This window comes from Streptomyces sp. NPDC048419 (assembly GCF_043200415.1).
Lineage (GTDB): Bacteria > Actinomycetota > Actinomycetes > Streptomycetales > Streptomycetaceae > Streptomyces.
In genome coordinates, this window is record NZ_JBICXT010000022.1 from 116,801 (window position 1) to 141,217 (window position 24,417).

General features: G+C 72.4%; 16 protein-coding genes and 5 pseudogenes. 8 read left to right on the top strand and 13 right to left on the bottom strand.

Going from position 1 to position 24,417, the window contains the following annotated elements; translation table 11 throughout:
• Positions 1–63: 63 nt before the first annotated feature.
• The 4 genes from ACGFYN_RS35595 to ACGFYN_RS35610 all read left to right on the top strand — a co-directional run bounded on the left by ACGFYN_RS35595 (position 64) and on the right by ACGFYN_RS35610 (position 8,218).
• Positions 64–1,869, top strand: coding sequence for a fatty acyl-AMP ligase (locus ACGFYN_RS35595; protein ID WP_393870080.1), 1,806 nt, complete (start codon positions 64–66; stop codon positions 1,867–1,869).
• Positions 1,866–5,897, top strand: a complete 4,032-nt coding sequence (locus ACGFYN_RS35600) for a beta-ketoacyl synthase N-terminal-like domain-containing protein (protein ID WP_393870081.1) — start codon at positions 1,866–1,868, stop codon at positions 5,895–5,897. Before ACGFYN_RS35595 ends, ACGFYN_RS35600 begins: the two co-directional genes overlap by 4 nt.
• 9 nt (positions 5,898–5,906) lie before the next feature.
• Positions 5,907–6,848, top strand: a complete 942-nt coding sequence (locus ACGFYN_RS35605; RefSeq protein WP_393870082.1) for an alpha/beta hydrolase — start codon at positions 5,907–5,909, stop codon at positions 6,846–6,848.
• A gap of 122 nt (positions 6,849–6,970) precedes the next feature.
• Positions 6,971–8,218 carry a PucR family transcriptional regulator gene (locus ACGFYN_RS35610; RefSeq protein ID WP_393870083.1) on the top strand — a complete coding sequence of 416 codons (1,248 nt, stop codon included), beginning with the start codon at positions 6,971–6,973 and terminating at the stop codon, positions 8,216–8,218.
• Positions 8,219–8,247: 29 nt separating this feature from the next.
• On the opposite strand, the gene ACGFYN_RS35615 is transcribed toward ACGFYN_RS35610, so the two are convergent.
• A complete protein-coding gene (locus ACGFYN_RS35615; RefSeq protein WP_393870084.1) occupies positions 8,248–9,009 on the bottom strand; it encodes a hypothetical protein in 762 nt (253 codons plus the stop codon).
• Positions 9,010–9,143: 134 nt separating this feature from the next.
• Between ACGFYN_RS35615 and ACGFYN_RS35620 the strand changes: the two genes are divergently transcribed.
• Complete coding sequence (locus tag ACGFYN_RS35620) at positions 9,144–9,986, top strand: alpha/beta fold hydrolase (RefSeq protein ID WP_393870085.1); 843 nt, start codon at positions 9,144–9,146, stop codon at positions 9,984–9,986.
• A 185-nt stretch (positions 9,987–10,171) separates the two neighbouring features.
• On the top strand, positions 10,172–10,816 hold the full coding sequence (locus ACGFYN_RS35625; protein WP_393870097.1) for a cutinase family protein: 645 nt from the start codon (positions 10,172–10,174) through the stop codon (positions 10,814–10,816).
• Between the two features lie 23 nt (positions 10,817–10,839).
• Here ACGFYN_RS35625 and ACGFYN_RS35630 read toward each other — a convergent pair whose 3' ends face one another.
• The 4 genes and pseudogenes from ACGFYN_RS35630 to ACGFYN_RS35645 form a co-directional block, all read right to left on the bottom strand.
• A complete protein-coding gene (locus ACGFYN_RS35630) occupies positions 10,840–11,364 on the bottom strand; it encodes a GNAT family N-acetyltransferase (RefSeq protein ID WP_393870086.1) in 525 nt (174 codons plus the stop codon).
• A 276-nt stretch (positions 11,365–11,640) separates the two neighbouring features.
• Positions 11,641–13,271: pseudogene (locus tag ACGFYN_RS35635) on the bottom strand (acetoacetate--CoA ligase); the annotation flags it as partial.
• Between the two features lie 108 nt (positions 13,272–13,379).
• A complete protein-coding gene (locus tag ACGFYN_RS35640) occupies positions 13,380–14,630 on the bottom strand; it encodes a 4-hydroxybenzoate 3-monooxygenase (RefSeq protein WP_393870087.1) in 1,251 nt (416 codons plus the stop codon).
• A 51-nt stretch (positions 14,631–14,681) separates the two neighbouring features.
• Positions 14,682–15,269 (bottom strand): rhodanese-like domain-containing protein, encoded by a 588-nt coding sequence (locus ACGFYN_RS35645; RefSeq protein ID WP_393870088.1) that lies wholly within the window; start codon positions 15,267–15,269, stop codon positions 14,682–14,684.
• A 124-nt stretch (positions 15,270–15,393) separates the two neighbouring features.
• Between ACGFYN_RS35645 and ACGFYN_RS35650 the strand changes: the two genes are divergently transcribed.
• Positions 15,394–15,681 (top strand): metal-sensitive transcriptional regulator, encoded by a 288-nt coding sequence (locus tag ACGFYN_RS35650; RefSeq protein WP_393870089.1) that lies wholly within the window; start codon positions 15,394–15,396, stop codon positions 15,679–15,681.
• A 32-nt stretch (positions 15,682–15,713) separates the two neighbouring features.
• On the opposite strand, the gene ACGFYN_RS35655 is transcribed toward ACGFYN_RS35650, so the two are convergent.
• The 4 genes and pseudogenes from ACGFYN_RS35655 to ACGFYN_RS35670 form a co-directional block, all read right to left on the bottom strand.
• Positions 15,714–16,463 carry a sulfite exporter TauE/SafE family protein gene (locus ACGFYN_RS35655; protein ID WP_393870090.1) on the bottom strand — a complete coding sequence of 250 codons (750 nt, stop codon included), beginning with the start codon at positions 16,461–16,463 and terminating at the stop codon, positions 15,714–15,716.
• Positions 16,460–16,741: a rhodanese-like domain-containing protein gene (locus ACGFYN_RS35660; RefSeq protein WP_393870098.1), complete on the bottom strand. Its 282-nt coding sequence runs from the start codon at positions 16,739–16,741 to the stop codon at positions 16,460–16,462. The genes ACGFYN_RS35655 and ACGFYN_RS35660 overlap by 4 nt, the downstream gene beginning before the upstream one ends.
• Before the next feature lie 96 nt (positions 16,742–16,837).
• Positions 16,838–18,187: pseudogene (locus tag ACGFYN_RS35665) on the bottom strand (rhodanese-like domain-containing protein); the annotation flags it as partial.
• Between the two features lie 24 nt (positions 18,188–18,211).
• Positions 18,212–18,669 (bottom strand): annotated as a pseudogene (locus ACGFYN_RS35670) (TetR family transcriptional regulator C-terminal domain-containing protein); the annotation flags it as partial.
• On the opposite strand from ACGFYN_RS35670, the pseudogene ACGFYN_RS35675 reads away from it, so the two are divergent.
• Positions 18,662–18,803 (top strand): annotated as a pseudogene (locus ACGFYN_RS35675) (dehydrogenase); the annotation flags it as partial. The pseudogenes ACGFYN_RS35670 and ACGFYN_RS35675 sit on opposite strands and share 8 nt — an antisense overlap.
• Before the next feature lie 20 nt (positions 18,804–18,823).
• Here the strand turns inward: ACGFYN_RS35675 and ACGFYN_RS35680 are convergent.
• From ACGFYN_RS35680 to ACGFYN_RS35695, 4 genes and pseudogenes are all read right to left on the bottom strand, one after another.
• On the bottom strand, positions 18,824–20,350 hold the full coding sequence (locus tag ACGFYN_RS35680; protein ID WP_393870091.1) for a serine/threonine-protein kinase: 1,527 nt from the start codon (positions 20,348–20,350) through the stop codon (positions 18,824–18,826).
• 282 nt (positions 20,351–20,632) lie between these two features.
• Positions 20,633–21,961, bottom strand: coding sequence for a D-inositol-3-phosphate glycosyltransferase (mshA, locus tag ACGFYN_RS35685; RefSeq protein ID WP_393870099.1), 1,329 nt, complete (start codon positions 21,959–21,961; stop codon positions 20,633–20,635).
• Between the two features lie 29 nt (positions 21,962–21,990).
• Positions 21,991–22,835 (bottom strand): annotated as a pseudogene (gene fdhD, locus ACGFYN_RS35690) (formate dehydrogenase accessory sulfurtransferase FdhD).
• 2 nt (positions 22,836–22,837) lie between these two features.
• Positions 22,838–24,220, bottom strand: coding sequence for an L-serine ammonia-lyase (locus tag ACGFYN_RS35695; protein ID WP_393870092.1), 1,383 nt, complete (start codon positions 24,218–24,220; stop codon positions 22,838–22,840).
• Positions 24,221–24,417: the final 197 nt, after the last annotated feature.

Here is a 24,417-nt window from a genome sequence, read left to right on the forward strand (position 1 = left end):
GACCCGCCATGTGACATCGGCACGACCCGCCGGCCGAACCGCGATGTGAGGAGCCACGCCCGTATGGAAAGCCGCCGCCCCCCGCTCGCGCCCGCGTACCGGACTCTGCCCGAGTACGTGCGGCACTGGGCCGAAACCACTCCGGACCGCAGGGCGTTCACCTTCGTCGACCACCCCGCGCCGGGCTCGCGCGGGGTGCATCGCACCCTGACCTGGAAGCGCCTGGACGTGCGGGTGCGGGCGCTGGCCGCCCGGCTCGGTGAGCAGGCCGAGCCGGGGGCGCGCGTCGCACTGCTGTGTCCGCAGGGGACGGAGTACGTCACCGGCTTCCTCGCCGCTCTGTCCGCGGGGCTGGCCGCCGTACCCCTGTATCCGCCGAGCCTGCCCGGGCACGGTGACCGGCTCGCCGGGGTGCTGGCCGACGCGCGTCCCACGGTCGTGCTGACCACAGGCCGCGCTCTGGAGGAGGTGCGTGACTTCTGCGAGCGCACGGGGGTTCCGGTCCTCGCGGTCGACCAGGTGCCGGACGCCGCCTCCCAGGAGTGGCAACCTCCCGCGCCGGACGCCGAGTCGACCGCTTACCTCCAGTACACCTCCGGCTCCACCCGCGCCCCGGCGGGCGTAGAGATCACCCATGCCAACGTCGTCGCCAACGCCCGACAGGCGCTGACCGCCTACGGTGCGGACGCGCACCCGGTGACCTGCGTGGGCTGGCTGCCGCTCTACCACGACATGGGGCTCGTACTGAGCGTCGCGGCTCCTGTCGTACGGGGTGGGCTGTCGGTCGTCATGGACCCGGCCGCGTTCCTGCACGAACCGGCGCGCTGGCTACGGCTGCTCGCGGCGCATCCGCGGGCGATCAGCGCCGCACCCAACTTCGCCTACGACTACTGCGCCTCCGCTGTCACCGAGGCGCAGAAGGCGGACCTGCGGCTGGACGGCGTCGCCGCGCTGATCAACGGCAGCGAGCCCGTGCGGCCCGGCACCGCGGACCGCTTCCACGCAGCGTTCGCCGCGCAGGGGCTGCCCGTTGGGGCGCACTGTCCCTCGTACGGTCTCGCGGAGGCCACGGTCTTCGTCAGTGCCGCCCGGCCCGGCGAGCCGATCGCCCGGTTCACCCTCGACCGTGCCGCACTCGCCTCCGGCAAGGCCCTGCCCGCGCGGCCGGACGATCCCAGAGCCGTGCTGGTGGCGGGCTGCGGGGCGCCTGCGGGCCAGCGGGTGCGCATCGTCGATCCAGTCTCCCGCGCCCTGCTCGCCGAAGGGGAGGTCGGGGAGATCTGGGTGCAAGGGCCCAACGTGGGGCGCGGTTACTGGGACAACGAGCCCCAGACGCGACGCGTCTTCGACGCCAAGCTGAGCCCCAGGGCCGGCGTCACGATCACCCCCACGACCGGCGCCACGATCGGCGAAGACGCCGACGAGGAGGCTCCCGGCGGCCGTTGGCTGCGCACGGGCGACCTCGGCACGGTGCTGGACGGGCAGTTGATCGTGACGGGCCGGCTGAAGGACCTGATCGTCGTCGACGGCCGCAACCACTATCCGCAGGACGTGGAGGCCACCGTGCAGGAGGCCGATCCTGCCGTGCGGCGCGACCGGCTCGCCGCCTTCGCGGTGCCGGGAGGTGCGGGTGAACGGGTGGTGGTCGTGGCCGAGCACGCACGGGCGTTGAGCCTCGCCGACATCGACGTACCGGCCCTGGCCCGAGCCGTGCGCGCGGCCGTCTCCGTGCGGCACGGGCTGCGGCTCGCCGACGTCGTGCTAGTCGCGCCGGGCACCGTGCCCCGCACGTCCAGCGGCAAGGTGTCGCGGGCGCTCACCCGCGCCCGCTATCTGGAGGGCGCCTACGCGGCGGAGACCGCGGAATGAGGGCCGTCGACGCGGGCGCGGTGCGCCGCCTGCTCGCCGAACGGGTGGCCGCCTGGCACGGCGCCCCCGCCGACCACGTCCCGATGGACCGTCCCCTGGCCGATCTGGGCATGTCCTCGCGGGACGCGGTCGTGCTGGCCGGGGAGCTGTCCCTGCTGACGGGCCGGGAGCTGCCGGCCACCCTGCTGTGGGAGGCGCCCACCGGCGACGCGCTGGTGGCGCACCTGTGCGGTACGGCGGCCCAACTCGCGGCCGTACCGGTCACGTTCCCACCCTCGGTCACGTTGCCTCCCCCGGTCGCGCCCGGCGAACCGATCGCGGTCATCGGGGTCGGTTGTCGGCTGCCCGGCGGGGTGCACGGGCCGGCCGACTACTGGCGGCTGCTGGACGAGGGAATCGACGCGATCAGACGCGTACCCGAGGCCAGATGGGGCGACTTCGCGCCTTTTTCGCCCGACGAGGCGCCCACGTACGGCGGTTATCTCGACGACATCGCGGGCTTCGACGCCGAGTTCTTCCGCATCAGCCCGCGCGAGGCCGCGGTGATGGACCCGCAGCAGCGGATCCTTCTGGAGGTCGTGCGCGAGACACTCGACCACGCCGCCGTCCCGGCCACAGCGCTCGCCGGTACGTCCACCGGGATCTTCGTCGGCGTCTCGGCCCCGGAGTACGGGCAGCTCACCGGCGCGGACCCGGCCGCCGTCGACCCGTGGGCCCCGGCGGGCGCGGCCCTCAGTGTGACCGCGGGACGGCTGGCCTACGTCCTCGACACCCGCGGGCCCAGCATGGCCGTCGACACCGCCTGTTCCTCCTCGCTGGTCGCGGTGCACCACGCCTGCGTCAGCCTGCGCACCGGCGAGAGCGACACGGCGATCGCCGCCGGCGTCAACCTGCTGCTGTCGCCCGTCGTCGGCGTCGCCTTCGGACGTGCGGGCGCGCTCGCACCGGACGGCCGCTGCAAGCCCTTCTCCACGGCGGCCGACGGCATCGGGCGCGGGGAGGGCTGCGCGGCCGTCCTGCTGAAACGGCTGTCCGACGCCGAACGGGACGGCGACCGCGTCCTGGCCGTCATCCGCGCCACCGCCGTAAACTCCGACGGCCGCTCGAACGGTCTTCTCGCTCCCAACCCGGCAGCCCAGCAGTCCCTGTTGACCACCGCCTACGCACGGGCCGGGCTGTCCCCCGCGCACGTCGACCACGTCGAGGCTCACGGCACCGGCACCCCACTCGGCGACCCCATCGAAGCCGGTGCCCTCGGCGCCGTGCTGGGCGCGGGCCGCGATCCCGAACAGCCCCTCCTCCTCGGCTCCGTGAAGGGCAACCTCGGTCATCTGGAATCCGCCGCGGGCATCGCCGGCCTGGTCAAAATGGTCCTCGCGCTGCATCACGACCGCATCCCGCCGTCGCTGCACTGCGCGCAGGGCAGCGCCGTCAACGACTCTCGGTTGCGCGTGGTGACCGAGCCCGAGCCCTGGCCGCGCTACGGCGGCACCGCCGTCGCCGGGGTGTCGGGCTTCGGATTCGGCGGCACCAACTCCCATGCCGTATTGGAGGAATGGCGGCCCGGCGTCCTCCCACTTCCCCCGGGTGAGGAGCCCGCGGCCCGCCTCCACCTCCTCTCCGACATCGACACCGCGCGGGTCCGCGACACCGCGCAACGGCTCGCGACGTGGCTGGGCACGCCCGAGGGGGGCACGGCGCGCGTGGCGGACCTGGCTCGCACGCTCGCGGGACGTTCGGGGCGTGGTCCCGTACGAGCCGCAGTCGTGGCACGGAACGGACACGAACTGTCCGATGGCTTGAGCGCGTTGGCGGGTGGGCGCCCGCACGCGCACGTACTGACCGGCGACCGTGATCTCATCGGACGCGGGCCGGTCTGGGTCTTCTCCGGATACGGCAGCCAGTGGCCCGGCATGGGGCGCCGGCTGCTGGCCGAGGAGCCCGCCTTCGCCGCCGCCGTGGAGAAGCTGGACGCACAGGTCTCCGACGAGTTCGGATTCTCGTTCCATGAGGAACTGACGTCCGGCGGACCGCTCGATCGCCTGGAAATCGCTCAACCCATGTTGTTCGGGATGCAGTTGGCACTCGCCGACCTGTGGCGTTCCTACGGTGTCGAACCCGTCGCCGTCATCGGCCACTCCTTGGGCGAGGTGGCCGCCGCGGTCTGCGCGGGCGCGCTGGACGTGCCGGACGCGGCGCGGGTCGTCGCCGTACGGGCCCGATTGCTGGGCGGATTGCAGGGAGGCGCGATGGCCGTGGTCGACCTGGACGACGGTGAACTGCCCGCGCTGGCACGGGACTTTCCTGACGTGCAGGTGGCCGTCCACTCATCGCCCCGGCAAAAGGTCGTCACCGGCGACGAGGCCGCGGTCGCACGGCTGGTGCATCAGCAGGAGGAGCAGGGCCGTACCGCGCGCACCATGCGGGTCGTCGGCGCCGGGCACAGCCCCCAGGTGGACCCGCTCCTGCCGGAACTGACCGAGGCCCTGGCGGACGTCCGGGGTCGCAGCTCGCGCATCCCCGTCTACTCCACCGTGCTCGACGACCCGCGCGGCCCCTGCGTGTTCGACGCGACGCACTGGGCAGCCAACCTGCGCCGGCCCGTACGACTGGACCGGGCGCTGGCGGCGGCCGCGGAGGACGGCCACACCGCCTTCCTCGAGGTCTCGCCGCACCCGGTGCTGGGCCGGTCCGTCGCCGACACGGTGCCCGGCGCGCTGACCGTGGGCACGGTGCGCCGCGACACGGATGAATCGACCGTGTTTCAGGCCGAGTTGGGCGCGCTGTTCGCGGCCGGACTGCCACTCCCCCTGCCGCCGGGACGCGTCATGGACCTGCCTGCGCCGCGTTGGCGGCACACGCGGTACTGGTGGACGGACGGCCGCACCTCAGCCACCCCACCGGCCACGGAACGCTGGGGCGAACCCGTCGCAGCCGCCGCCCCCGTGGGTTCGGACATGTCGGTCGCCGCCCGCGTCAGCAGACACATCACCGCCGTGACCGGCCATCCATCGACCCGCATCACCGCCGCGACGGCACTGGCCGACCTCGGCCTCGACTCCCTGATGGCCGTCCGCATCCGCACAGCCCTGGAGCGGGAGTTCGCCGTCGGGCTTCCCCTGCGCGCGCTGTTCGGCGCGGCCACGGTCGGCGAGGTGGCGGACCGGATCGACCAGGCGATATCCGGGTCCACTCTCCTGCGGACCTTGCACACCGGCGGCGCGCAGCCCCCGCTGTTCCTCTTCCACGCGGCGGGCGGCCCCACCGAGGTCTACCGCGCGCTCGCCGAACGGCTAGGCGGCGACCGGACGGTGTACGGCCTGGAGCGGATCGAGGACGCCCGTAGCGTGCCGGAGAAGGCGCGCCGGCACGCCGAGGCGATTGCCGCCGACCACCCCAACGGGCCATATGTGCTCGGAGGTTGGTCGTTCGGCGGCTTCCTCGCCCAGGAGACGGCACGCCAACTCGTCGCCGCCGGGCGAGTGGTGGAGAGGGTCGTCCTCATCGATTCGGTACGGCCCCTCCCCCAACCGGGCCGTACGCCGGCCGACCGCATCCGCGCGCACCTGACGGGCTTCGCCAGGCACGTCGCCGACACCTACGGAGTCGAACTGCGGCTGCCGTACGACGATCTCGTGGCGACGGACGACGACCACGAGCGCATCGACCGCGTACTGCGGACCCTGCTCGACGCCGTCGAGGTGCCGCCTGCCGCACTTGAGCACCAGCGTGCCTCCTACGTGGACCTGAGATGCGGTGAGGCACACCAACCGGGCGTCTACGAAGGGCCGGTGGTCCTGTACCGGGCCTCCGCACCGGCCCCGCACACGGTGCGCGACCCGGCCTACGAGCGGGACGACGACGCGCTCGGCTGGGACGAAGTGTGTCCACGGCTGACCGTTGTACCGGTGCCGGGGCACCACCTGTCGCTGCTCGACCCGCCGCACGTCGACGAGATCGCCGCGCATCTGCGGCGCGTGCTCGCCTCGCCGGACGACACCGCCCGGCCGGATGCTCAACCGGACTGAGGAGCCGCCATGCCGTACAGCACCGCCGGAATCTCCCGACGCTCCGTCACCAGGGCCGCGGCCGTCACGGGACTGGCCGCCCTGTTCGGCGTCACGGCCGCCGGACGCGCCCGGGCCGCGACCCAGGTCGGCGCGCGCACCTTCGACGTGTCGGTGGCCTCCGCCGCGCTGGGCCGTAGCGCGGCGGTACGGCTGATCCTGCCGTCCGGCTTCGACACGCAGACGGGCCGCACCTATCCCGTGCTGTACCTGCTGCACGGCGCCCACGACGACTACACGTCGTGGACCCGGGAGACGGACATCGAGGCCTTCACCGAGGGCCGCGACCTGATCGTGGCCATGCCGGAGGCGGGCCCGACCGGTCTCCCCACCGCCTGGCGCAGCGGCGCGGACTACGAGACCTTCCAGGTCCAGGAGGTGCCTGCGCTGCTCGCCCGCGACTACCGGGCCTCCGGCGTGCGGGCCGTGGCGGGCGTGTCCACCGGGGGCTACGGCGCGATGGCGCACGCGGCCCGCCATCCGGGGGCGTTCGCCGCCGCGGCCTCCTACAGCGGCATCCTCGACACCATGGCCGTCGGCGTGCCCGCCCTCGTGGACGCGATCGTGGCCCGGGAGAGCCTTGCGCCCCACTCGCTCTGGGGCAGCCCGATCCTCGACCTGCTCGTCTGGCGCGACTTCAATCCGCGGGCCCGCGCGACCGGACTGCGCGGCACACCGCTGTACGTCTCCAGCGGCAGCGGTGTCGCCGGCGGCCTCGGCGACTGGCTGCCCGAAGCGCTGGAAAGCCTGCTGTGGCCGTCCGCGCACCTCTTCACCGACACCCTCGCCCTGCTCGGCATCCCGGTCACCACGCACTACTACTCGGGCGGCGGACACAGCTGGGCCTACTGGAAAGGGGAGTTCAGCGCCTCGTGGCCGATGCTCGCCGGTGCATTGGGGCTGCCGGAGTGATGTCGGTGCAGCCGGGGCACGGAACGGAGCGCAGGGGGCGCCCGTCGAACACAGGACGTTCCCCTCGTCCCACGGGCACCGGTCCATGGGCGAGCCGCCTCCGGGGGAAAGGAGCGTCCGTCGTGGCCGTCCCCACCCCGCGCGGCAGGCCCGGCGAACCCGGCACCGCCGCGGTTCCGCCCGAGCTGGCCGAGCTGCTGTTCTCCCAACTCGAGCGCGTCGCCGACGAGGTGGAGGAGGAGGTGTGCCGCCAGGTGCCCGAGTACGCGCGTCCCGCCGACGGCACGTACCGCCGCAATCTGCGGGCCGGGGTGGTGCAGGCGCTCACGTTGTTCGTCGACCACATCGCCGATCCGTGCGGCCAGGGCGCGTCGATCGCGGCGACGTACTACGAACTCGGGCGCGGCGAGGCCCTGGAGGGCCGCAGCCTGGACGCGCTGCAGTCGGCGCTGCGGGTGGGAGGTCTGCACGCCTGGCGGCTGATGGGCCGTACGGCGGACGAACTCGGCCTGGACACCGCTACCGTGGCCGCGCTGGGCGAACTGGCATTCCGCACGGTGCACGAGGTCGCCGAGGCAGCCGCCGCCGGATACGCGGAGGCGCAGGCGCGCAACGCACACGAGCTGGAGCGGCGCCGCAGGCGACTCCTCGATCTCCTGCTGGACGACGGGCCGGTGTCGCCGGAGACGGTGCAGGACCTGGCGCACGGGGCACGGTGGCGGGTGCCCGCGCAGGTGGCCGTCGTAGCGCTGGTGTCTTCGGCGGACGGTCACTTCGAGAACCAACTGCCGACCATGCCGGGCGCGTTGATGGACATGGAGGCCCGGCCGCCGCGGGTGCTCGTGCCGGATCCGGAGGGCTCGGGACGGTTCGGCGGACGGGCCTTCGTCCTTGGCATCGGCGGCCGTCCGGCGGCCATCGGCCCAACCGTCCCGCTCGCCGAGGCCGCACGGTCGCTGCACTGGGCCACGCGGGCGCTGGGCTTGATGGGCCGCGGGATCCTTCCCCGCCAAGGCGCCGTCCGCTGCGCCGACCACCTCTCCACCCTGCTGCTCCACAGCGACGAGCCGCTCCTCGCCCACGTCGCCGCGCGGGCCCTGGCTCCCCTGAGCGCCGCGTCCGAGGGCCAACGAGCCCGCCTGGCCGAAACATTGCTGGCCTGGCTGCTCAGCGGCAGCAACGTGCCCGACGTCGCCACCCGCCTCCACGTCCACCCGCAAACGGTCCGCTACCGCCTACGCCAACTGGAAAAACTCTTCGGCGACTGCCTGCACGACCCGGAAGCCCGCCTTGATCTGATCCTGGCGCTGCGTTCCTCTACGCCGTCGGCAGCTGTGCGCTTGGACGAGGTGGACCGGTCCGACCAGTGATCACCTGAGCGAGACGCGCCCGTCACCCATCAGGACGTCGCCAGCTGGTCGTACATCCGGAAGGTGTAGGTCGCGTCGTAGGTCATCAGGTTTCCGCTCGCCGCCGGCAGTCCGAGCCGCCGGTTCAGGGGCGCTGTCATCGGGCCGCAGTTTTCGGCGGCGGGGGCCGCGAAGGTGTCGTCGTACGCCGAGAACTTGATCAGTGGCGGATCCTGCGAGATCCACTCGGAGGGGCCCGACCGCTTGAGCTGGAAGTCGACCGGTGCGCTCGCCCCGATGGTGCACCCGTGCGAGAGCAGGGGGCTCGACAGCCGGAAGCGCAGGCTCATTGTCCCGGTGTAGAAGTCGGATCGGCCGCCGTACTCCGGCTTGATCGACAGGCGGAGCTGCCGCGCGTACTCACCTGCGGCGGTGCCGCTCAGGCCGCCCGGGACTGCGGTCGGTGCGCTGTGCATCGCGCCCCACACCTGCCCGTTGGTGCCGTCCGGCATCGGCCCCTCGGCGTGGGTCATGGTGATCGGGGCGAGTTTCACGGTGACCTTGCCGACCGTCAACTGCGGTGCTGCTGTGTGCACTTCGCACCTCCAGCGGGCCGGGTCGACCCCGATGGGAAGCGTCGGGCAGTCACGGAAGAGAGACGCGGGCCGGGCGGTGGTGGAGTGCGCTTCGGCGTACGCGATGCCCGGCGCGTACGCCCCTGCGAGACCTGCCAGCGCACCGGCACTGGCGAGGGTGACAGCTGCACGACGGGCGAGCGACGGGCCAGGAGTATCAGCAGTGGTGTTCGACATGAACGACAGCCTGCTGACCGGACCGGCCGACCGCTATCGGTGACTCCCCTACCTCAACCCTGCCGCAACCCTGAACAACCCCTGAGCGATGAGTTTGGGCGTCGGAGCGGGTCTGCCTCGGTATGACTCGAAGAATGACCACTGTCAACGTCAATGAGATCGCCTTGGGCGTCGAGTCGTTCGGTGACGACGGCGCGCCGCTCGTCCTGCTCGCGGGCGGGACGACGATGCTCTCCTGGCCGGACGCGCTGTGCGAGCGCCTCGCCGCCGGAGGGCGCCGCGTAGTGCGCTACGACCTGCGCGACAGCGGAGAGTCGACGACCACGGATCCGGAGGCGCCCGCCTACACACTGCGCGACCTCGCCGCCGACGCGGCGGCGCTTGTCGACGCGCTCGGCCGGCGACCCGCGCACCTCGCGGGGATCGGCGTCGGCGGGATGGTCGCCCAGGTGGCCGTGCTCGACCATCCGGAAGCGTTCTCGGCGCTCACCCTGGTCGGCACCCGCGCGGTCGCTCCTGGCCCGGTCGATGATGACCTCCCCGACCATGACCAGGCGACGATGAGCCGGCTGTTCGCGTATCCGATGCCCGACTGGACCGACCGCGGGGCGGTTGCGGAGTTCGCCGCCACCGGCGCGGAGATCCTCGGCAACGACCCCGTCGCCGCGCGTGCAAGGGCTGCACGCATCTGGGACCGCACGCCCGGCACCGCGCCCCCGGTCCAGATGGCCAACCAGATGGGCGTGGTGTTTGCCAGGCTCGACTGCACACCCCGCTGGCGCGAGCGCCTGCCCGAGATCAAGGTCCCCACGCTCGTCGTCCACGGCCGCCGCGACCGGTTCTTCCCCGTCGGCAACGGCGAGGCGATCGCGCGCGAGATCCCCGGGGCACGGCTGCTCGTCCTCGATGATGCCGCCACTGCGATCCCCGATGCGGCGGTCGGCGAGGTCACCGAGGCGATGCTCACGCTGGGATAGAGGACGGCACCACCGGCAAGATCACCACCTGCGGCTGGAGTACTAACGACAGAACAACAAACCGCGGGATTTCTGAAATCCCGTCCATAACACCCTGTCAGGAAACGCGAATACCTTCGGGACATCCTTTTTCGCAGGCGCGTCAAGCGCCCCACCCGCAAAGGATCCCCATGCGTACTCGCCGAATCCGAATTCCCTTATGCCTGGCCGCGCTCACTTTGACCGCAGGCGGGGTCGGGCTGACCACCATCGACGCCCCCACCGCATCGGCCGCGACCTGCTCGGACATCGACGTCGCGGCGGCACGCGGCACTTTCGAACCCGGCACGCTCGGCCTCATCGTCGGCGACCCGGTGTTCTCCGCACTCCAGAAGAAACTGACCGGCAAGAGCCTGTCCAGCTATGCCGTGAACTATCCCGCCGACCTTTCCGCGACGTCGGCAGCACAGGGAAACGCGGACCTGGTGAACCACGTGAAAGCCCAGGCGGCAGTCTGCCCCAATCAGCGGTTCATTCTCGTCGGTTACTCGCAGGGCGCGAACGTCGTCGACAACTCGACAGGGATCAGCAGCGACGGCGCTGTCGTCGGGAGCCCCATCGTGGCGACGATCCCAGCTGCCCTCGAACCGAAGGTCGCAGCGGTCCTGCTCTTCGGCAACCCGATCCGGGCCCTCGGCCGAAGCGTCACCGGCACCTACCAGAGCCGTACGATCGACTTCTGCGCCAAGGGCGATCCCGTCTGCGAGAACGGCGGGGACGACGTGCTGGCCCACCTCGGCTATACGGCCGACGCGGACGCGGCGGCCACGTTCGCCGCGGGCAAGGTCTGAGCCCCCGAGCCCCGTGGACGGGCTCAGGCCGGATCGTCGCGCAGGATGCTGTACCGCACGCCGTCACGCCACTGCCCGTCCCGGAAGGCGACGCTGCGCAGGACGCCTTCGCGGGTGAACCCTGCCTTTTCCAGGGCGCGTTGCTCGGCGATGTTCTCGAGTTCCGTGTCCGCCTCGATCCGCACGACTGTCGTGTGGGCGAAGAGATAGTGGACGAGCTGCCGTTGGGCCTCGGTTCCGACGCCGCGTCCGCGGGCGTCCACCAGCAGGCCGATCCCCATGTTCCAGTAGAACGTGGTGTAGGTGGGCCGGACCTTCCGCCAGGCGACGAACCCCAGCCTCTGTGAGCCGCGAACCACCATCAGATGGCCCCCGTCGTCGCCGAGCAGCCCGTTCTCCGCCCACTGGCGTCGCCAGCGCCCGGTGTCCCACCAGCCGAACCACTGGAAGGGGGTGGCGGTCTCGGGGTCGGTGAGGAACCGTTCCATGACCGGCAGGTCGTCCTCGGCCACCGGGCGCAGCGCGACGTCGTCGGAGCTAAGGCTCATGAACGCCACCCTACGACGGGACCTGTTGGCGGACACCGTCACTCTCGCGTTGCCCGCGGAGCCGCGCCGGAGCAGGAAGCGGCATTCCTGGTCGTCGAGCCGGCAGCACATCACGTCACGGGAGAGGTGGTCGCCGAGGGCGGACGAAGTCCCGTACGCAGGTTGGGGACTTCAAGGTCCTCCAACCCGGCACCGACCGAAGCGGACCGCCGTACATGACCGAAGCGGACCGCCGTACATGTACGGCCGCGAGCGCGAGGCTGATCCGTGCGGTCGTCACGCCGGCCGCTTCCGGCGTTCGGCGCCCAGCCGGGCGTAGTAGTCGATGAGGTCGGGTGTGTCCACGGCGGCCGGGTTGACGACCTGCTCGACCGGGGCGCCCTGGAGCAGGCGCTTGACCGGGACCTCCATTTTCTTGCCCGTGCGGGTGCGGGGGATGCCCGGCACTTCGAGGATCTCGTCGGGGACGTGACGCGGTGAGGCGCCGAAGCGGATCGTCTCCTTGATCTTTTCGCGGAGCGGGTCGTCCAGCGTCGCCCCGGGCACCGGGACCACGAACAGCGGCATCCAGTAGCCACCGTCCGGCTCTTCCGCGCCGATGACGAGCGCTTCCGCGATCTCCGGGAGTCGTTCGACGGCGTCGTGGATGTCGGCGCTGCCCAGGCGTACGCCGTTGCGGTTCAGCGTGGAGTCGGAGCGACCGTGGACGATCACCGAGCCATGGCTCGTCACCGTGATCCAGTCGCCGTGCCGCCACACCCCTGGGTAGGAGGCGAAGTAGGCGTCGTGATGGCGGCTTCCCTCGGGGTCGTTCCAGAAGTACAGCGGCATGGACGGCATCGGGCGGGTGACGACCAGCTCGCCCACCTGGTCCAGCACCGGCGAGCCGTCGGCGTCGTACGCGGACAGCGCCACCCCCAGGTGCGGTGCGGCGCGGACAACTCCCCCGCCCACACAGGGACGTTGGGCGCATTGCCCGCGAATCCCGACACCACGTCCGTACCGCCGCTGATCGATGCCGGCAGGACCCGATCACCGACGTGGTCGCGCACCCAGGGATAGGCGGAGGCCGGCAGCGCGGAGCCGGTACAGCCGACCACGCGGATCGACGACAGGTCGTGCGTGGACGGGACGACGGCGAACTTGGCCATGCCCAGCAGGTATTGAGGGCTGGTGCCGAAGACCGTGACACGGTGGCGGGCGGCCGGCTCCCACAGGATGCCGGGCTTCGCGAAGGGCGCGGGGCTGTCGTCGTAGGTGCAGGTCGTGGCGCCCGTCAGGAGGGTGGAGACCACGAGGTTCCACATCATCCAGTGGGTGGTGGTGTACCACAGGAGGCGGTCGCCCGGCCCGAGGCCGGAGTGCAGGCCCAGGGTCTTGAGGTGCTCCAGCAGGACGCCGCCGTGGCCGTGCACGATGCCCTTGGGCAGGCCGGTGGTGCCGGAGGAGAAGACGACCCACAGCGGGTGGTCGAACGGCACCGGCGTACAGGCGAGTTCTTCGGTGCGGGTGGCTGCGTCCTCCCAGGAGACCACCGGTGAGGGGTAGTTGCCCACGGACCAGGGCAGGCCCACGTGGTCGGCCAGCAGCGTGGCCTTCAACGTCGGTAGCGTGCGAGCCAGTTCCAGGACGGCCTCGCGGCGGTCGTGGGTGGTGCCGTTGAACAGGTAGCCGTCGGCGGCGATCAGGACCGTGGGCTCCAGCTGGGCGAACCGGTCGGCGGCGGCCTTGGGGGCGTAGTCCTGTCCGCACACCGACCACACGGCGCCCAGACTCGCCGCCGCCAGGAACGCGACGATCGCGCGCGGGGTGTTGGGCAGGTAGCCGACGACCCGGTCGCCCTGGCCGACACCCAGGTCGCGCAGGGTCGCGGCGACGGAGGCGACCAGGGAGCGCAGCCGTTCCCCCTTGCGGAGGTCGGCCCCCTCCAGACCACCAGCTATGCCGACGACCCCGCGGGCGCCGCCGACCTGGCCACGCTCATCGCAGTACTCAACCGCGCAGGTCCTCTCCGCCTACGCCGGATCCATTCCCGTCATCAGTTCCGCCAGGGCGCGGGCCGCGTGCGGGGAGGTGAAGAGGCGGTCGAGGCGGGCGCGGGCCAGGCCGCGGTGGAAGGGGCCGGTGTCGGTGTCGTCGCCCGCGTCGTGAAGGGTGCGGGTCAGCCAGTGGGAGAACTCCTGGTCGTTCCAGACGCGGCGCAGGCACCGCTGCGAATAGGTGCGCAGGCCGGTGTCGTCCTTGTCGCGGACGGAGTCCCGGACGGCGCGGGCGAAGACGTCGGCGTCGTAGAGGGCGAGGTTCATGCCCTTGCCGCCCATCGGGGAGACGATGTGGGCGGCGTCGCCGACCAGAAAGAGGCGGCCGTGCTGCATGGGGTCGTGGACCAGGCTGCGCAGCCGGAAGATCTCGCGGTCGGTGATCGGGCCTGAGATGAGGGCGGGGTCGCCGAGCCGGGTGCGCAGTGCGTCCCAGACGCGGTCCTCCGGCCAGGCGTCGGGGTGGTCGCCGGGCGGGCACTGGAGGTAGTAGCGGCTGGTCTGCGGGCCGCGGGGAAAGTGTGCGGCGAAACCGTCCGGGCTGACGGCCAGAAGGGGACGGGCCGGGGGCGGTGCGTCGGCGAGGACGGTGAGCCAGCCGATGCCGTGATCGAAGGCGTGGGCGGTGAGTACGCCGTCGGGCACGGTCGTACGGCTGACGCCGTGGTCCCCGTCGCAGCCGGCGACGAAAGCGCAGGCGAGAGTACGGACCGTGCCGTCGACGGTGCGGTAGCGGACCGTCGGTCGGTCGCCGGTCAGGTCGTGCAGCGAGATGTCGGCGGCCTCGAAACGCAGGTCTCCGCCGTCGGCGAGGTAGGCGGCGGTGAGCTTGTGGACCAGGACCTGCTGCGGGCAGATCCGCGCCCCGAGCCCCTCGGAGCCGTCGCTGTCGGACAGCAGGTGGCTCTCGCCGTCCACCCGGATCTCCAGGATGCCGTCGTGCGGGATGCCGCCGAGGACGCGGTCGGCCAGGCCCCAGGAGTCGAACATCCGGACCGCGCGGGTCTCGACGATGCCGGCGCGCTGGCGCTGCGCCACGTGCTCGCGGCTGCGGCGCTCCAGGACGACGCAGTCGATGCCGCTGCGTTGCAGCAGGTTCGCCACGGTCAGCCCGGCCGGGCCCGCACCGATGACCACCACGGTCGTGGATTCCTGGGACTCACCCAACTTGCCTGAGTCTTCGGCGAGTTGACCTTCGAGATCTGCTGCCGTGTCCTGACCAGTCATGGGTGAGTCCTGTGCAACTGGCGGCGCCGCCAAACGCGTTGGGCCCGACTGTCACCGGCCGCGCAACGCTGCGAGCGAGGTCTCCAGGTCGGCCGCGCGGGGCCGGTTGTGCGGGAGCTTGGCGAGGACGTACGCCATGCCGCAGGTGTCGGTGAGCGCGGAGAAGACGAGGCCGCCCGCCACGCCCGCCGAGAGGAGCTGGAAGGCGGGGTGCACGAGGATGCCGAGCAGCAGGCCCAGGAGGACCAGCGCGCCCGCGGTGAAGCGCACCTGGCGCTCCATGCCCCAGGTGGCCCGCGTCTCGCAGGCCGCCGGGCGGTGCAGTTCGTGTCCCGCGGCGGCCCAGGCACCGGTGCCGCCGGTGAGCGTCGCGACCGTGACGCCCTGCTCGGCGAGGAGCTTGCAGGCGTTCTCGGAACGCGCGCCGGAGGCGCACACGACCAGGACGTCGCCGCGTTCGGCGGCCTGCCGGATCTCGGGCAGGGCGCGGCGGACGTGGTCCAGAGGCACGTTGACGGCACCGGGAAGGTGGCCGCCGGCGTACTCGCCGGGGGTGCGCACGTCGATGACCGTCAGCTCGTCGAGGCGGCTGCGGGCCTGGTGGGTGCCGAGGGCGGAGGGGGTGGGAGAAACAGTCACGGCGGTGGTGATCCTTTGCGATTCGTCGGCGGGGGTGCCGACATGTGGTTTCTCGGTCGTTCGACGCCGCCCCGAACTGGGACGTACAGTACCCCTAGGGGTATACGTCGATTTAGGAGTAGTCGTGGACATGGAGCTCGCGGGCGCGGAACTGAAGGCCGTGCTCAACCGGCTGCGTCGCGCTCAGGGCCAGATCGCCGGAGTGATCCGGATGATCGAGGAGGGGCGCGACTGCGAGGACGTCATCACCCAGCTCGCCGCTGCCTCGCGGGCCTTGGACCGGGCCGGTTTCGCCATCATCGCCACCGGCCTCCAGCAGTGCCTGACCGATGTCGAGGCGGGCCGGAAGAACGGCGAGGACGTCGAGCAGATGCGCGCCCGGCTGGAGAAGCTGTTCCTGTCGCTGGCGTGAGGCGTGAGGCCTAGGGCCTTTTGTCCCCGCGCTCACACCGCCGACCCGATCAGCATGAGCCCCGCCACACCCAGCAGCGCGCACGCGAAGATCCGCTGAAGCGCCTGCCCCGACACCTTCGTCGAGAGCCGTCTGCCGTCCCAGGCCCCTAGGACCGCGGCGCCGACGAAGGGTCCGACCACGGCCCAGTCGATCCCGTCGGCCGTGCCCGCGCGCAGGGCGAGCGCGGCGACCGAGTTGACGGTGATGACCAGCAGGCTGGTCCCCACCGCGGTCCGCATCCGCAGTCCGAGGACGTTCACCAGCGCCGGTACGGCGAGGAAGCCGCCGCCCACCCCGAGGACACCGGTGACCGCGCCGAGCCCGGCGCCCGCGACGGCCGCCCGGCCGGGTCGTAGCGCACGGGCGGGGTCGGCGGGTGAGAGCCGCGGGCGCAGCATCCGTACCGCCGCCACCAGCGCGACCAGGGCGAAGGCGGCGGTCAGCACCGAGTCGGGCAGTCGTGCCGCCACCAGCCCGCCGAGCACGGCCGGACCGACACCCGCGGCCGCGAACAGCAGCCCGGTGCGCCAGCGGACGTTCCCCTCCCGCGCATGCGCGGGCAGCGCGGTGGCGGTGGTGAGGGCCACGATGATCAGGGCGGCGGTGGTGGCCGCGACCGGGGTGAAGCCGAGCAGGTAGATCAGTGCGGGAACGGCGAGGACGCTGCCGCCACCCCCGAGTGCGCCGAGCGCCAGACCGATGACGGCCCCGGACATCAGGGCGAGGAGGACGACGCTCACGCAACCGTCCCGCTCTCGCCGCGCTCGTCCACCACGGGCAGTCCGAGCCGGTCCCAGGCGCGCATCCCGCCGATCACGTCCACGGCGTCGGCGCCGCGAGCGACCAGGAGTTCGGCCGCGTGCCGGGACCGGTTGCCCAAGCGGCAGATCACCACGAGGGACCGGCCCGCCACCCGCTCGGGCAGCGGCGCGCCCGCTTCCAGCGCGGACAGCGGCACGTGGACCGCGCCGGGGGCGTGCCCGGCCTGCCACTCGTACGACTCACGGATGTCCAGCAGTACGGCGTCGTCGTGCGCCGGGACGCCCTCGACGTACCCGGTGCGCTCCGCGGCCTCCCGTGCGCCGGCCCTGCCGGGTTCGCGCCGCGCGCCGGTGAGCCCCGCCTTCTCCGCGGCGGCGAAGGAGTCGTCGACGGCGACGACGTCCCGGCCTGCCGCGTCCAGCAGGGAGGCGGCGATGGCGGCGCGCATGCCGCCGGCGCAGTGCACCCAGACCTGGCCGTCCGGCACCTCGGCGAGCCGCTGGTGCAGCTCGTGGATGGGGATGTGAACGGAGTCCGTCACGAACCCGCCGGCCCGTTCGCGGTCGCGGCGGACGTCGAGCACGACCACGTGCGCGTCGCGGCGACGGTCCGCCAGGTCGGCGAACGTGGCGCGCGGGAAGGAGCCCGGGGTCTCGCCCGTACGCAGCCAGTCGGACGGATCGCCCGTGGCCGCGGCGGCCGGGCGGTCGATGCCCACCCGAGCCAACTCGCGCTGTGCGGCGCGGAGTTGATCGACGGACTCGGCCAGCAGCGTGACGGGCTTGCCCCAGGGGATCAGCCAGGCCAGATATGTGGCGAGCTGCCCCTCGACCTCGAAATTGAAGGAGCCCGCGACATGGCCTTCGGCGAAGGCGACCCGGCTGCGCAGGTCCACCACCCACTCGCCCGCCGCGAGCCGCTCGGCGATCTCGCCGGCGTCGGCGACGGGGGGCGGGGTGAGGTCGACGGGGGCCGGTCCGGCGGCGTTGGCCGGGGCCATGTGCGTGTAGTAGGCGGGGACGTCGTCCAGGCCGGCCAGGAGCTCGGCGACGAAGGTGTCGACATCGCGGGTCAGTGCCGCGTTGGACTCCTTCTCCTTGCCGATGGTCGTGTCCGTGCCGTCCGCCTGGGCCGAGGAGCAGAAGCTGCCGAAGCCGTGGGTGGGCAGGACGGCCGTCTCGTCGGGCAGTTCGGCGGCCAGGCGGTGCGCGGAGGCGTGCTGGGCGTGGGCGAGGTGTTCCGTCAGCCGGGGCTCGACCAGGTCGGGGCGGCCGACGGTGCCGATGAGCAGGGCGCCGCCGGTGAAGACGGCTATGGCCGCGCCGTGCTCCTCCAGGACGTAGGAGGTGTGGTGCGGGGTGTGGCCGGGCGTCGCGACCGCGCGCAGCGCCAGGCCGTCGGCGGCGTCGATCTTTGTACAGTCGCCGTCGGTCACCGGCACACGCGCGAAGGACACCTTCGCCGCGGCGGGGACGAGGTAGTCGGCGCCCGTGATCCGGGCCAGTTCCAGGCCGCCGGAGACGTAGTCGTTGTGCAGGTGGGTCTCGACCACCTGGGATATCCGCACGCCGCGTCGCGCCGCCGCCGCGATCACCTGCTCGACGTCCCGCGGCGGATCCACCACCACGGCCGTCCGCTCACCGCCCGCCAGATAGCTGCGGTTGCCGAGACCGGCCACCTCGATCGTGTCGACGAAGAACACGCCGCACTCCCTTCCGCTGGAGAATTACCCCCTGGGGTATGTATCGACCGTAACATGAGTACCCCCGGGGGTATCCCTGGCGGTATGGAAGAGCCCGGAAACGAAGGGCGCCCCCGCCAGCACCGTCTCCACCTGATCCAGGGGGCGCATGCTGCGCGTCGCTCGGCACATGGCGATCGCACCCTCGACCGACGCCACGATCAGGGTCGCGAGGGCCGGTGCCTGCTCGGGGCGGCACCGTGCTCGCGGAGGGATTCGGTGAGCAGCTGCTCCCCGCTCTCGAAGGCCTCGGCGGCGGCCGTGCGGGCGGGCGGGATCTCGGCCGCCGGCGGCTCCTCGACGGAGACGGCCAGTACGGGGCAGCCCGCACGGAAGTCGCTGCCGGCGACGATGTCGCACCACAGGGCCAGAAAGGCGCGCAGGCCGGCGACCGGGCCCGCGCCCAGCTCCTTGCGCAGGATGCGGGCCACCGTCCACATCCCGGACACCCTCGCGCTCGCCGCCTCCGGCCGTCGACCCGGCCCGGGTCGTCTCCCACGTCCTCGACTGGGAGCAACTCCCGGGCGCCCTGCCGGAGAAGCACCTCAAGCCGGTCTTCGTCCGTGCGGACGGCTGAGCCCTCGGTCTAGCCCACCCTCAGCGCCGCTGTTCGGTGAACCCGTCCCTGACGGCGTCGAAGACCGGGCGGTAGGTGTCCCAACCGGCAGCCGGGGCCGAGAGGTAGATGTCGTACTCGCGGCCGCCCGCCGTGCCGTAGCCGAGGTCGATGGCGCGGAAGAGGCGGGCCCGGCCGTGGAAGGTGAACTCCCACACCACCGCCGCCTGACCCCTGAAGGTGGTGTCCTGCATGCGCAGCCTGCGGTACGACGGGTAGTTGACCTTGGTGTTCGCCTCGGTGTCCTTGAAGTGCCCGCCGGGGTTCCTGCCCGCGGGGTCCACCATGCCGATGGTGATCCCGGCCAGGCCGCCCGGGGCGGCGTAGGTCACCTCGTCGTCGCTCGACCCCTTCTTCTTCCAGCCGTCCGGCACGGGCAAGGAGACGCCGAGCTGCGCGTCGCCCACCAGGTGGTCACCGGCGGGGACGGGCGAGGGCGTGGCGGACGGAGTGGACGTGCCGGCGTCGGCCCCGTTGTGGCCGGCCCGGTCCGACGCCGCGAAGAGCGTGGCCGCTACGGCGGCTGCGGCCAGGGCGACGGCGGCCGGTACGAGGACGCGGCGCTTGCGGTTACGGCGACTGCCGCGGGCGCTCCTCTCCGGCGGCGCGGGCCGCAGCGGACGCGTGGCCTTGGGCGCGACCGGCGGCACACCTTCGCTGGCAGCCGGGGCCGGCCGCACGGTCGGTGGCACCTCGGCCGCGATCACCCGCAGGGCCTGTTCGGTCTGCTCCGCCGTGGGCCGGTGCTCGGCGTCCTTCGCCAGCAGCGCGTCGATGAGCGGGCCCAGGGAACCGGCCTGCCGCATCGGCGCGGGCGGGTCGACGGCGACGGCGTACGCGGTCTCCATGGCGGTGTCGCGGCGATACGGCAGCCGCCCCTCCACCGCCTGGTACAGCGTCGCGCCGAGGGACCACAGGTCGGAGGCCGGGCCGGGTTTCTGGCCGCGGACGCGTTCCGGGGCCATGAAGTCGATGGAGCCGATCATCTCCCCGGTCTGGGTGAGCGTGGAGCTGCCGGCGGTCTGCGCGATGCCGAAGTCGGTCAGAACGATCCGGCCGTCGGCGCCGAGCAGGACGTTGCCGGGCTTGATGTCGCGGTGCAGGACGCCGACGGCGTGCGCGGCCCGTACCGCCGTGATCACGCCCAGTCCGACCCGGGCCGCCTCCGCGGGGGGCAGCGTCCGGCCGTCGGCGAGGACGTCGCCGAGGGTGCCGGCGGGCACGTACTCCATGACGATGCACGGCTGCCCGTCGTCGTCGACGACGTCATGGACGACGACCACGTTCGGGTGCACGACGCGTGCCGCGCTGCGCGCCTCGCGGCGGATGCGCTCGTAGAGCGTGGTGATCTCGGCGGCGGACAGGTGCGGTGGCGTGTGGAGCCGCTTGAGTGCGACCTGGCGGGCGAGCTGCACGTCCTCGGCCCGCCACACGGTGCCCATGCCGCCGCGACCGACGCGCTCGACGAGCCGGTAGCGCCCGGCGACCAGTCGCCCTTCGTCCGACACTGCCTGCCCTCCGCCTGCTCAGTCCCCCTGCGCGTCAATCAGCCACGCACACTAACCGAATAAGTCGACAAACCGATTCATCGTCGCCACTCGCGGCCGGACGCCGGGCGGGCAGGCTTCGCGTCGATCTGCGCGCCTGCGGGGAGCGGTACGCCCCGTCCGCGTCACCGTGCCGGATGTCGACGGTGACGAAGGTCACGCCGCCGGTAGCGGCCATGGGGTCGCCGGCCGGCATGGGCGTCCGGGAGAGGAGCCGAGCTGCTCTGGGAGAGCCGAGCTGCTCTAGGAGATACGAAGCCGGCGTTCCCGCATCGCCGCCGCGTACACCTCCGCCGTCGCCGTAGCGGCCGTGTCCCAGCCGAAGGAGCGGGCGTGTCGGGCGGCGGCGCGGGCCATACGCGCGGCAAGGTGCGGGGCGTCGGCGAAGGTGAGTAGGGCGCGGGCGTAGTCCGCCGGGTCGTGGCCGGGTACGAGGACGCCGCTGACGCCGTCGCGTACGGCGACCGGGAGGCCGCCGACCTCGGCGGCGATCACCGGGGTGCCGCAGGCCTGGGCCTCGACGGCGACCAGACCGAAGGACTCGCTGTAGGAGGGCATGACCAGGACGGACGCCGCCCGGAACCAGTCGGCCAGGCGGTCCTGCACGACCGGCGGGCAAAACCGTACGACGTCGGAGATGCCGAGGCCCGCCGCCAGCTTCTGCAGGCCCTCGGGCCTGGCGAGGCCGCTGCCGCTCGGGCCGCCCACGACCGGCACCATGAGGCGCTCCCGTAGCCTCGGGCGCTGCTCCAGCAGTCGGGCCACCGCGCGCAACAGGATGTCCGGCGCCTTGAGCGGCTGGATGCGGCCCGCGAACAGCGGGATCAGGGCGTCCTGCGGCAGTCCTAGGCGAACGCGGGCCGCGGCGCGGCCGGCCTCGATGCCGGCGGGGCCGGGGCGGAAGCGCTCCAGATTCACGCCGGGGTGCACGACCGCGACCCGTCCCCGGTCGGCGTCGTAGTGGTCCAGCAGTTCCCCTGCCTCCTTCTCGGTGTTCGCTATCAACTGGTCGGCGGCGTGGGCGACTTGGGTCTCTCCGAGGACGCGGGCCGGGGGTTCGGGGGTGTCGCCGTCGGCGAGGTTGGCGTTCTTGACCTTGGCCATGGTGTGCATGGCGTGCACGAGCGGGACGCCCCAGCGTTGGGCGGCGAGCCGGCCGACGTGGCCGGAGAGCCAGTAGTGGGAGTGGATCAGGTCGTAGTGGCCGGGGCGGTGCGCGGCCCACGCCTGTGTCACGCCATGGGCGAAAGCACAGAGTTGGGCGGGGAGGTTCTCCTTGGCGAGTCCCTCGTACGGTCCGGCGGTCACGTGCCGGACCAGGACGCCGGGCGCGAGGTCGACGCTCGGCGGGAGCGCGGCGGAGGTGGCCCGGGTGAAGATCTCCACCTCGATGCCGAGGGCTGCGAGGCGCTTGGCGAGCTCGACGATGTAGACGTTCATGCCGCCCGCGTCGCCGGTGCCCGGCTGGTGCAGCGGCGAGGTGTGCACGCTGAGCATCGCCACGCGGCGGGGTCGGCCGTGGGCGCCGGGTGGCCGGGGCCGGGGCGGGCTGACGAGGCTGCCGACGTCCAGGACGCCGCCGTCGAGGGTCGCGGGCCGGGTCACGCGACGGCCTCGGCCGTCATGTCCAGGCGCTCTTCACCCGCATACACGTTCATGGACTCCCCGCGCAGGAAGCCGACGGCGTGAGTCCGGTCTCCGCCGCCAGGTCGACCGCGAGCGAGGACGGTGCGGAAACTGCCGCAAGCACCGGGATTCCGGCCAGGACCGCCTTCTGCGCGAGTTCGAAGGAGGCGCGGCCCGATACGAGCAACACGACCTGTGACAGGGGCAGTTGGCCGGAGCGGAGTGCACGGCCGACCAGTTTGTCGACGGCGTTGTGGCGGCCGACGTCCTCCCGAAGATCCAGCAGTTCGCCCTCGGGCGAGAACAGTCCGGCGGCGTGCAGGCCCCCGGTACGGTCGAACACCCGCTGAGCGGCGCGCAGTTGGCCGGGCAAGGCAGACAGCAGTGCGGGCGTGACCCGGACCGGTGGCGTGTCCACGATCGGCCAACGCGCCGTCGTGCGCACGGCGTCCAGGCTCGCCTTGCCGCACAGTCCGCAGGAGGACGTGGTGTACACGTTCCGCTGGAGCGTGATGTCGGGCAACGGTACGCCGGGGGCGAGTTGTACGTCGACGACGTTGTACGTGTTCGAGCCGTCCGCCGTGGCGCCCGCGCAGTAGACGATGTTCGCCACCTCCTCCGCCCGGCCCACTACGCCCTCGCTCACCAGGAACCCGGCGGCCAGCGCGAAGTCGTCCCCGGGGGTGCGCATGGTGATGGCCAGCGGTCTGCCGTTGAGGCGGATCTCCAGCGGCTCCTCGGCGACCAGGGTGTCGGGGCGGGTGCTCGCCCGGCCGGCCCTGACCCGCAGTACGCGGCGTCTTTCGGTGACTCGTCCCATGGTCAGCACTCGATGACGTTGACGGCGAGTCCGCCGCGCGCCGTCTCCTTGTACTTGACCTTCATGTCGGCGCCGGTGTCCTTCATGGTCTTGATGACCTTGTCGAGGGAGACGTGGTGGCGGCCGTCGCCGCGCATCGCCATCTTCGCGGCGGTCACCGCCTTGACCGCGGCCATGCCGTTGCGTTCGATGCACGGGATCTGGACGAGGCCGCCGACCGGGTCGCAGGTCAGGCCGAGGTTGTGCTCCATGCCGATCTCGGCGGCGTTCTCGACCTGTTCGGGGCTGCCGCCCAGCACCTCCGCGAAGCCGCCGGCCGCCATGGAGCAGGCCGAGCCGACCTCGCCCTGGCAGCCGACCTCGGCGCCGGAGATGGACGCGTTCTCCTTGAAGAGCATGCCGATCGCGCCCGCGGCGAGCAGGAAACGGACGACGCCGTCCTCGTCGGCGCCCGGCACGAAGTTGACGTAGTAGTGGAGGACCGCCGGGATGATGCCCGCCGCGCCGTTCGTGGGTGCGGTGACGACCCGGCCGCCCGCCGCGTTCTCCTCGTTCACCGCCATCGCATAGAGGGTCACCCACTCCATCGCACGGCCCAACGGGTCGCCCTCACCCCGGAGTTGGCGAGCCGCAGCCGCGGCGCGACGCCGCACCTTCAGACCGCCGGGGAGGATGCCCTCCGAGGACAGGCCGCGCGCCACGCACGCCTGCATGACCTCCCAGATCGCCAGCAGTCCGGTGCGGATCTCCTGCTCCGTGCGCCAGGCGCGCTCGTTCTCCAGCATCAGCGCGGAGATCGACAGACCCGTCTCCTTCGTCAGGCGCAGCAGCTCGTCGCCCGTACTGAAGGGGTACGTCAACACGGTGTCGTCGAGCTTGATGCGGTCCGCGCCGACCGCGTCCTCGTCGACGACGAAACCGCCGCCGACCGAGTAGTACGTCTTCTCCAGCAGCGGAACGCCGTCGGCGTCGTACGCGAAGAGGGTCATGCCGTTGGCGTGGTAGGGCAGCGATCGCCGCCGGTGCAGCACCAGTTGGGCCGAGACGTCGAAGTCGATCTCATGGGCGTGGCCGATCTCGGCGCCGAGGAGGCGGATGCGCCCGGTGCTGCGGATCCGTTCGACGTCGAGGTCGGCCTGGGCGACGTCGACCGTGTGCGGCTCGTTGCCCTCCAGGCCGAGGAGCACCGCCTTGGGGGTGCCGTGGCCGTGGCCGGTCGCGCCCAGGGAGCCGAACAACTCCGCCCGTACGGCGGCGGTTTGGGCGAGCACGCCGTCCTGCTTGAGGCGGCCGACGAACATCCCGGCGGCGCGCATCGGGCCGACGGTGTGCGAGCTGGACGGTCCGATGCCGATGGAGAACAGGTCGAAGACGCTGATTGCCACGCCATGCTCCGTGGGATTGACGAGGCGTGCCGGAATGTCAACGGCACGCCTCTGCGGGCGAGTTGTCGGAGGCGGGCTAGAGACCCGGGTAGAGCGGGTGCCTGTCGGCGAGGGCTTCGACCCTGGCCCTGAGTGCCTGGGCGTCGGCCTCGGTGAAGGGGGACGGCGCCTTCAGCGTCTCGGCGATCACGTCCGCG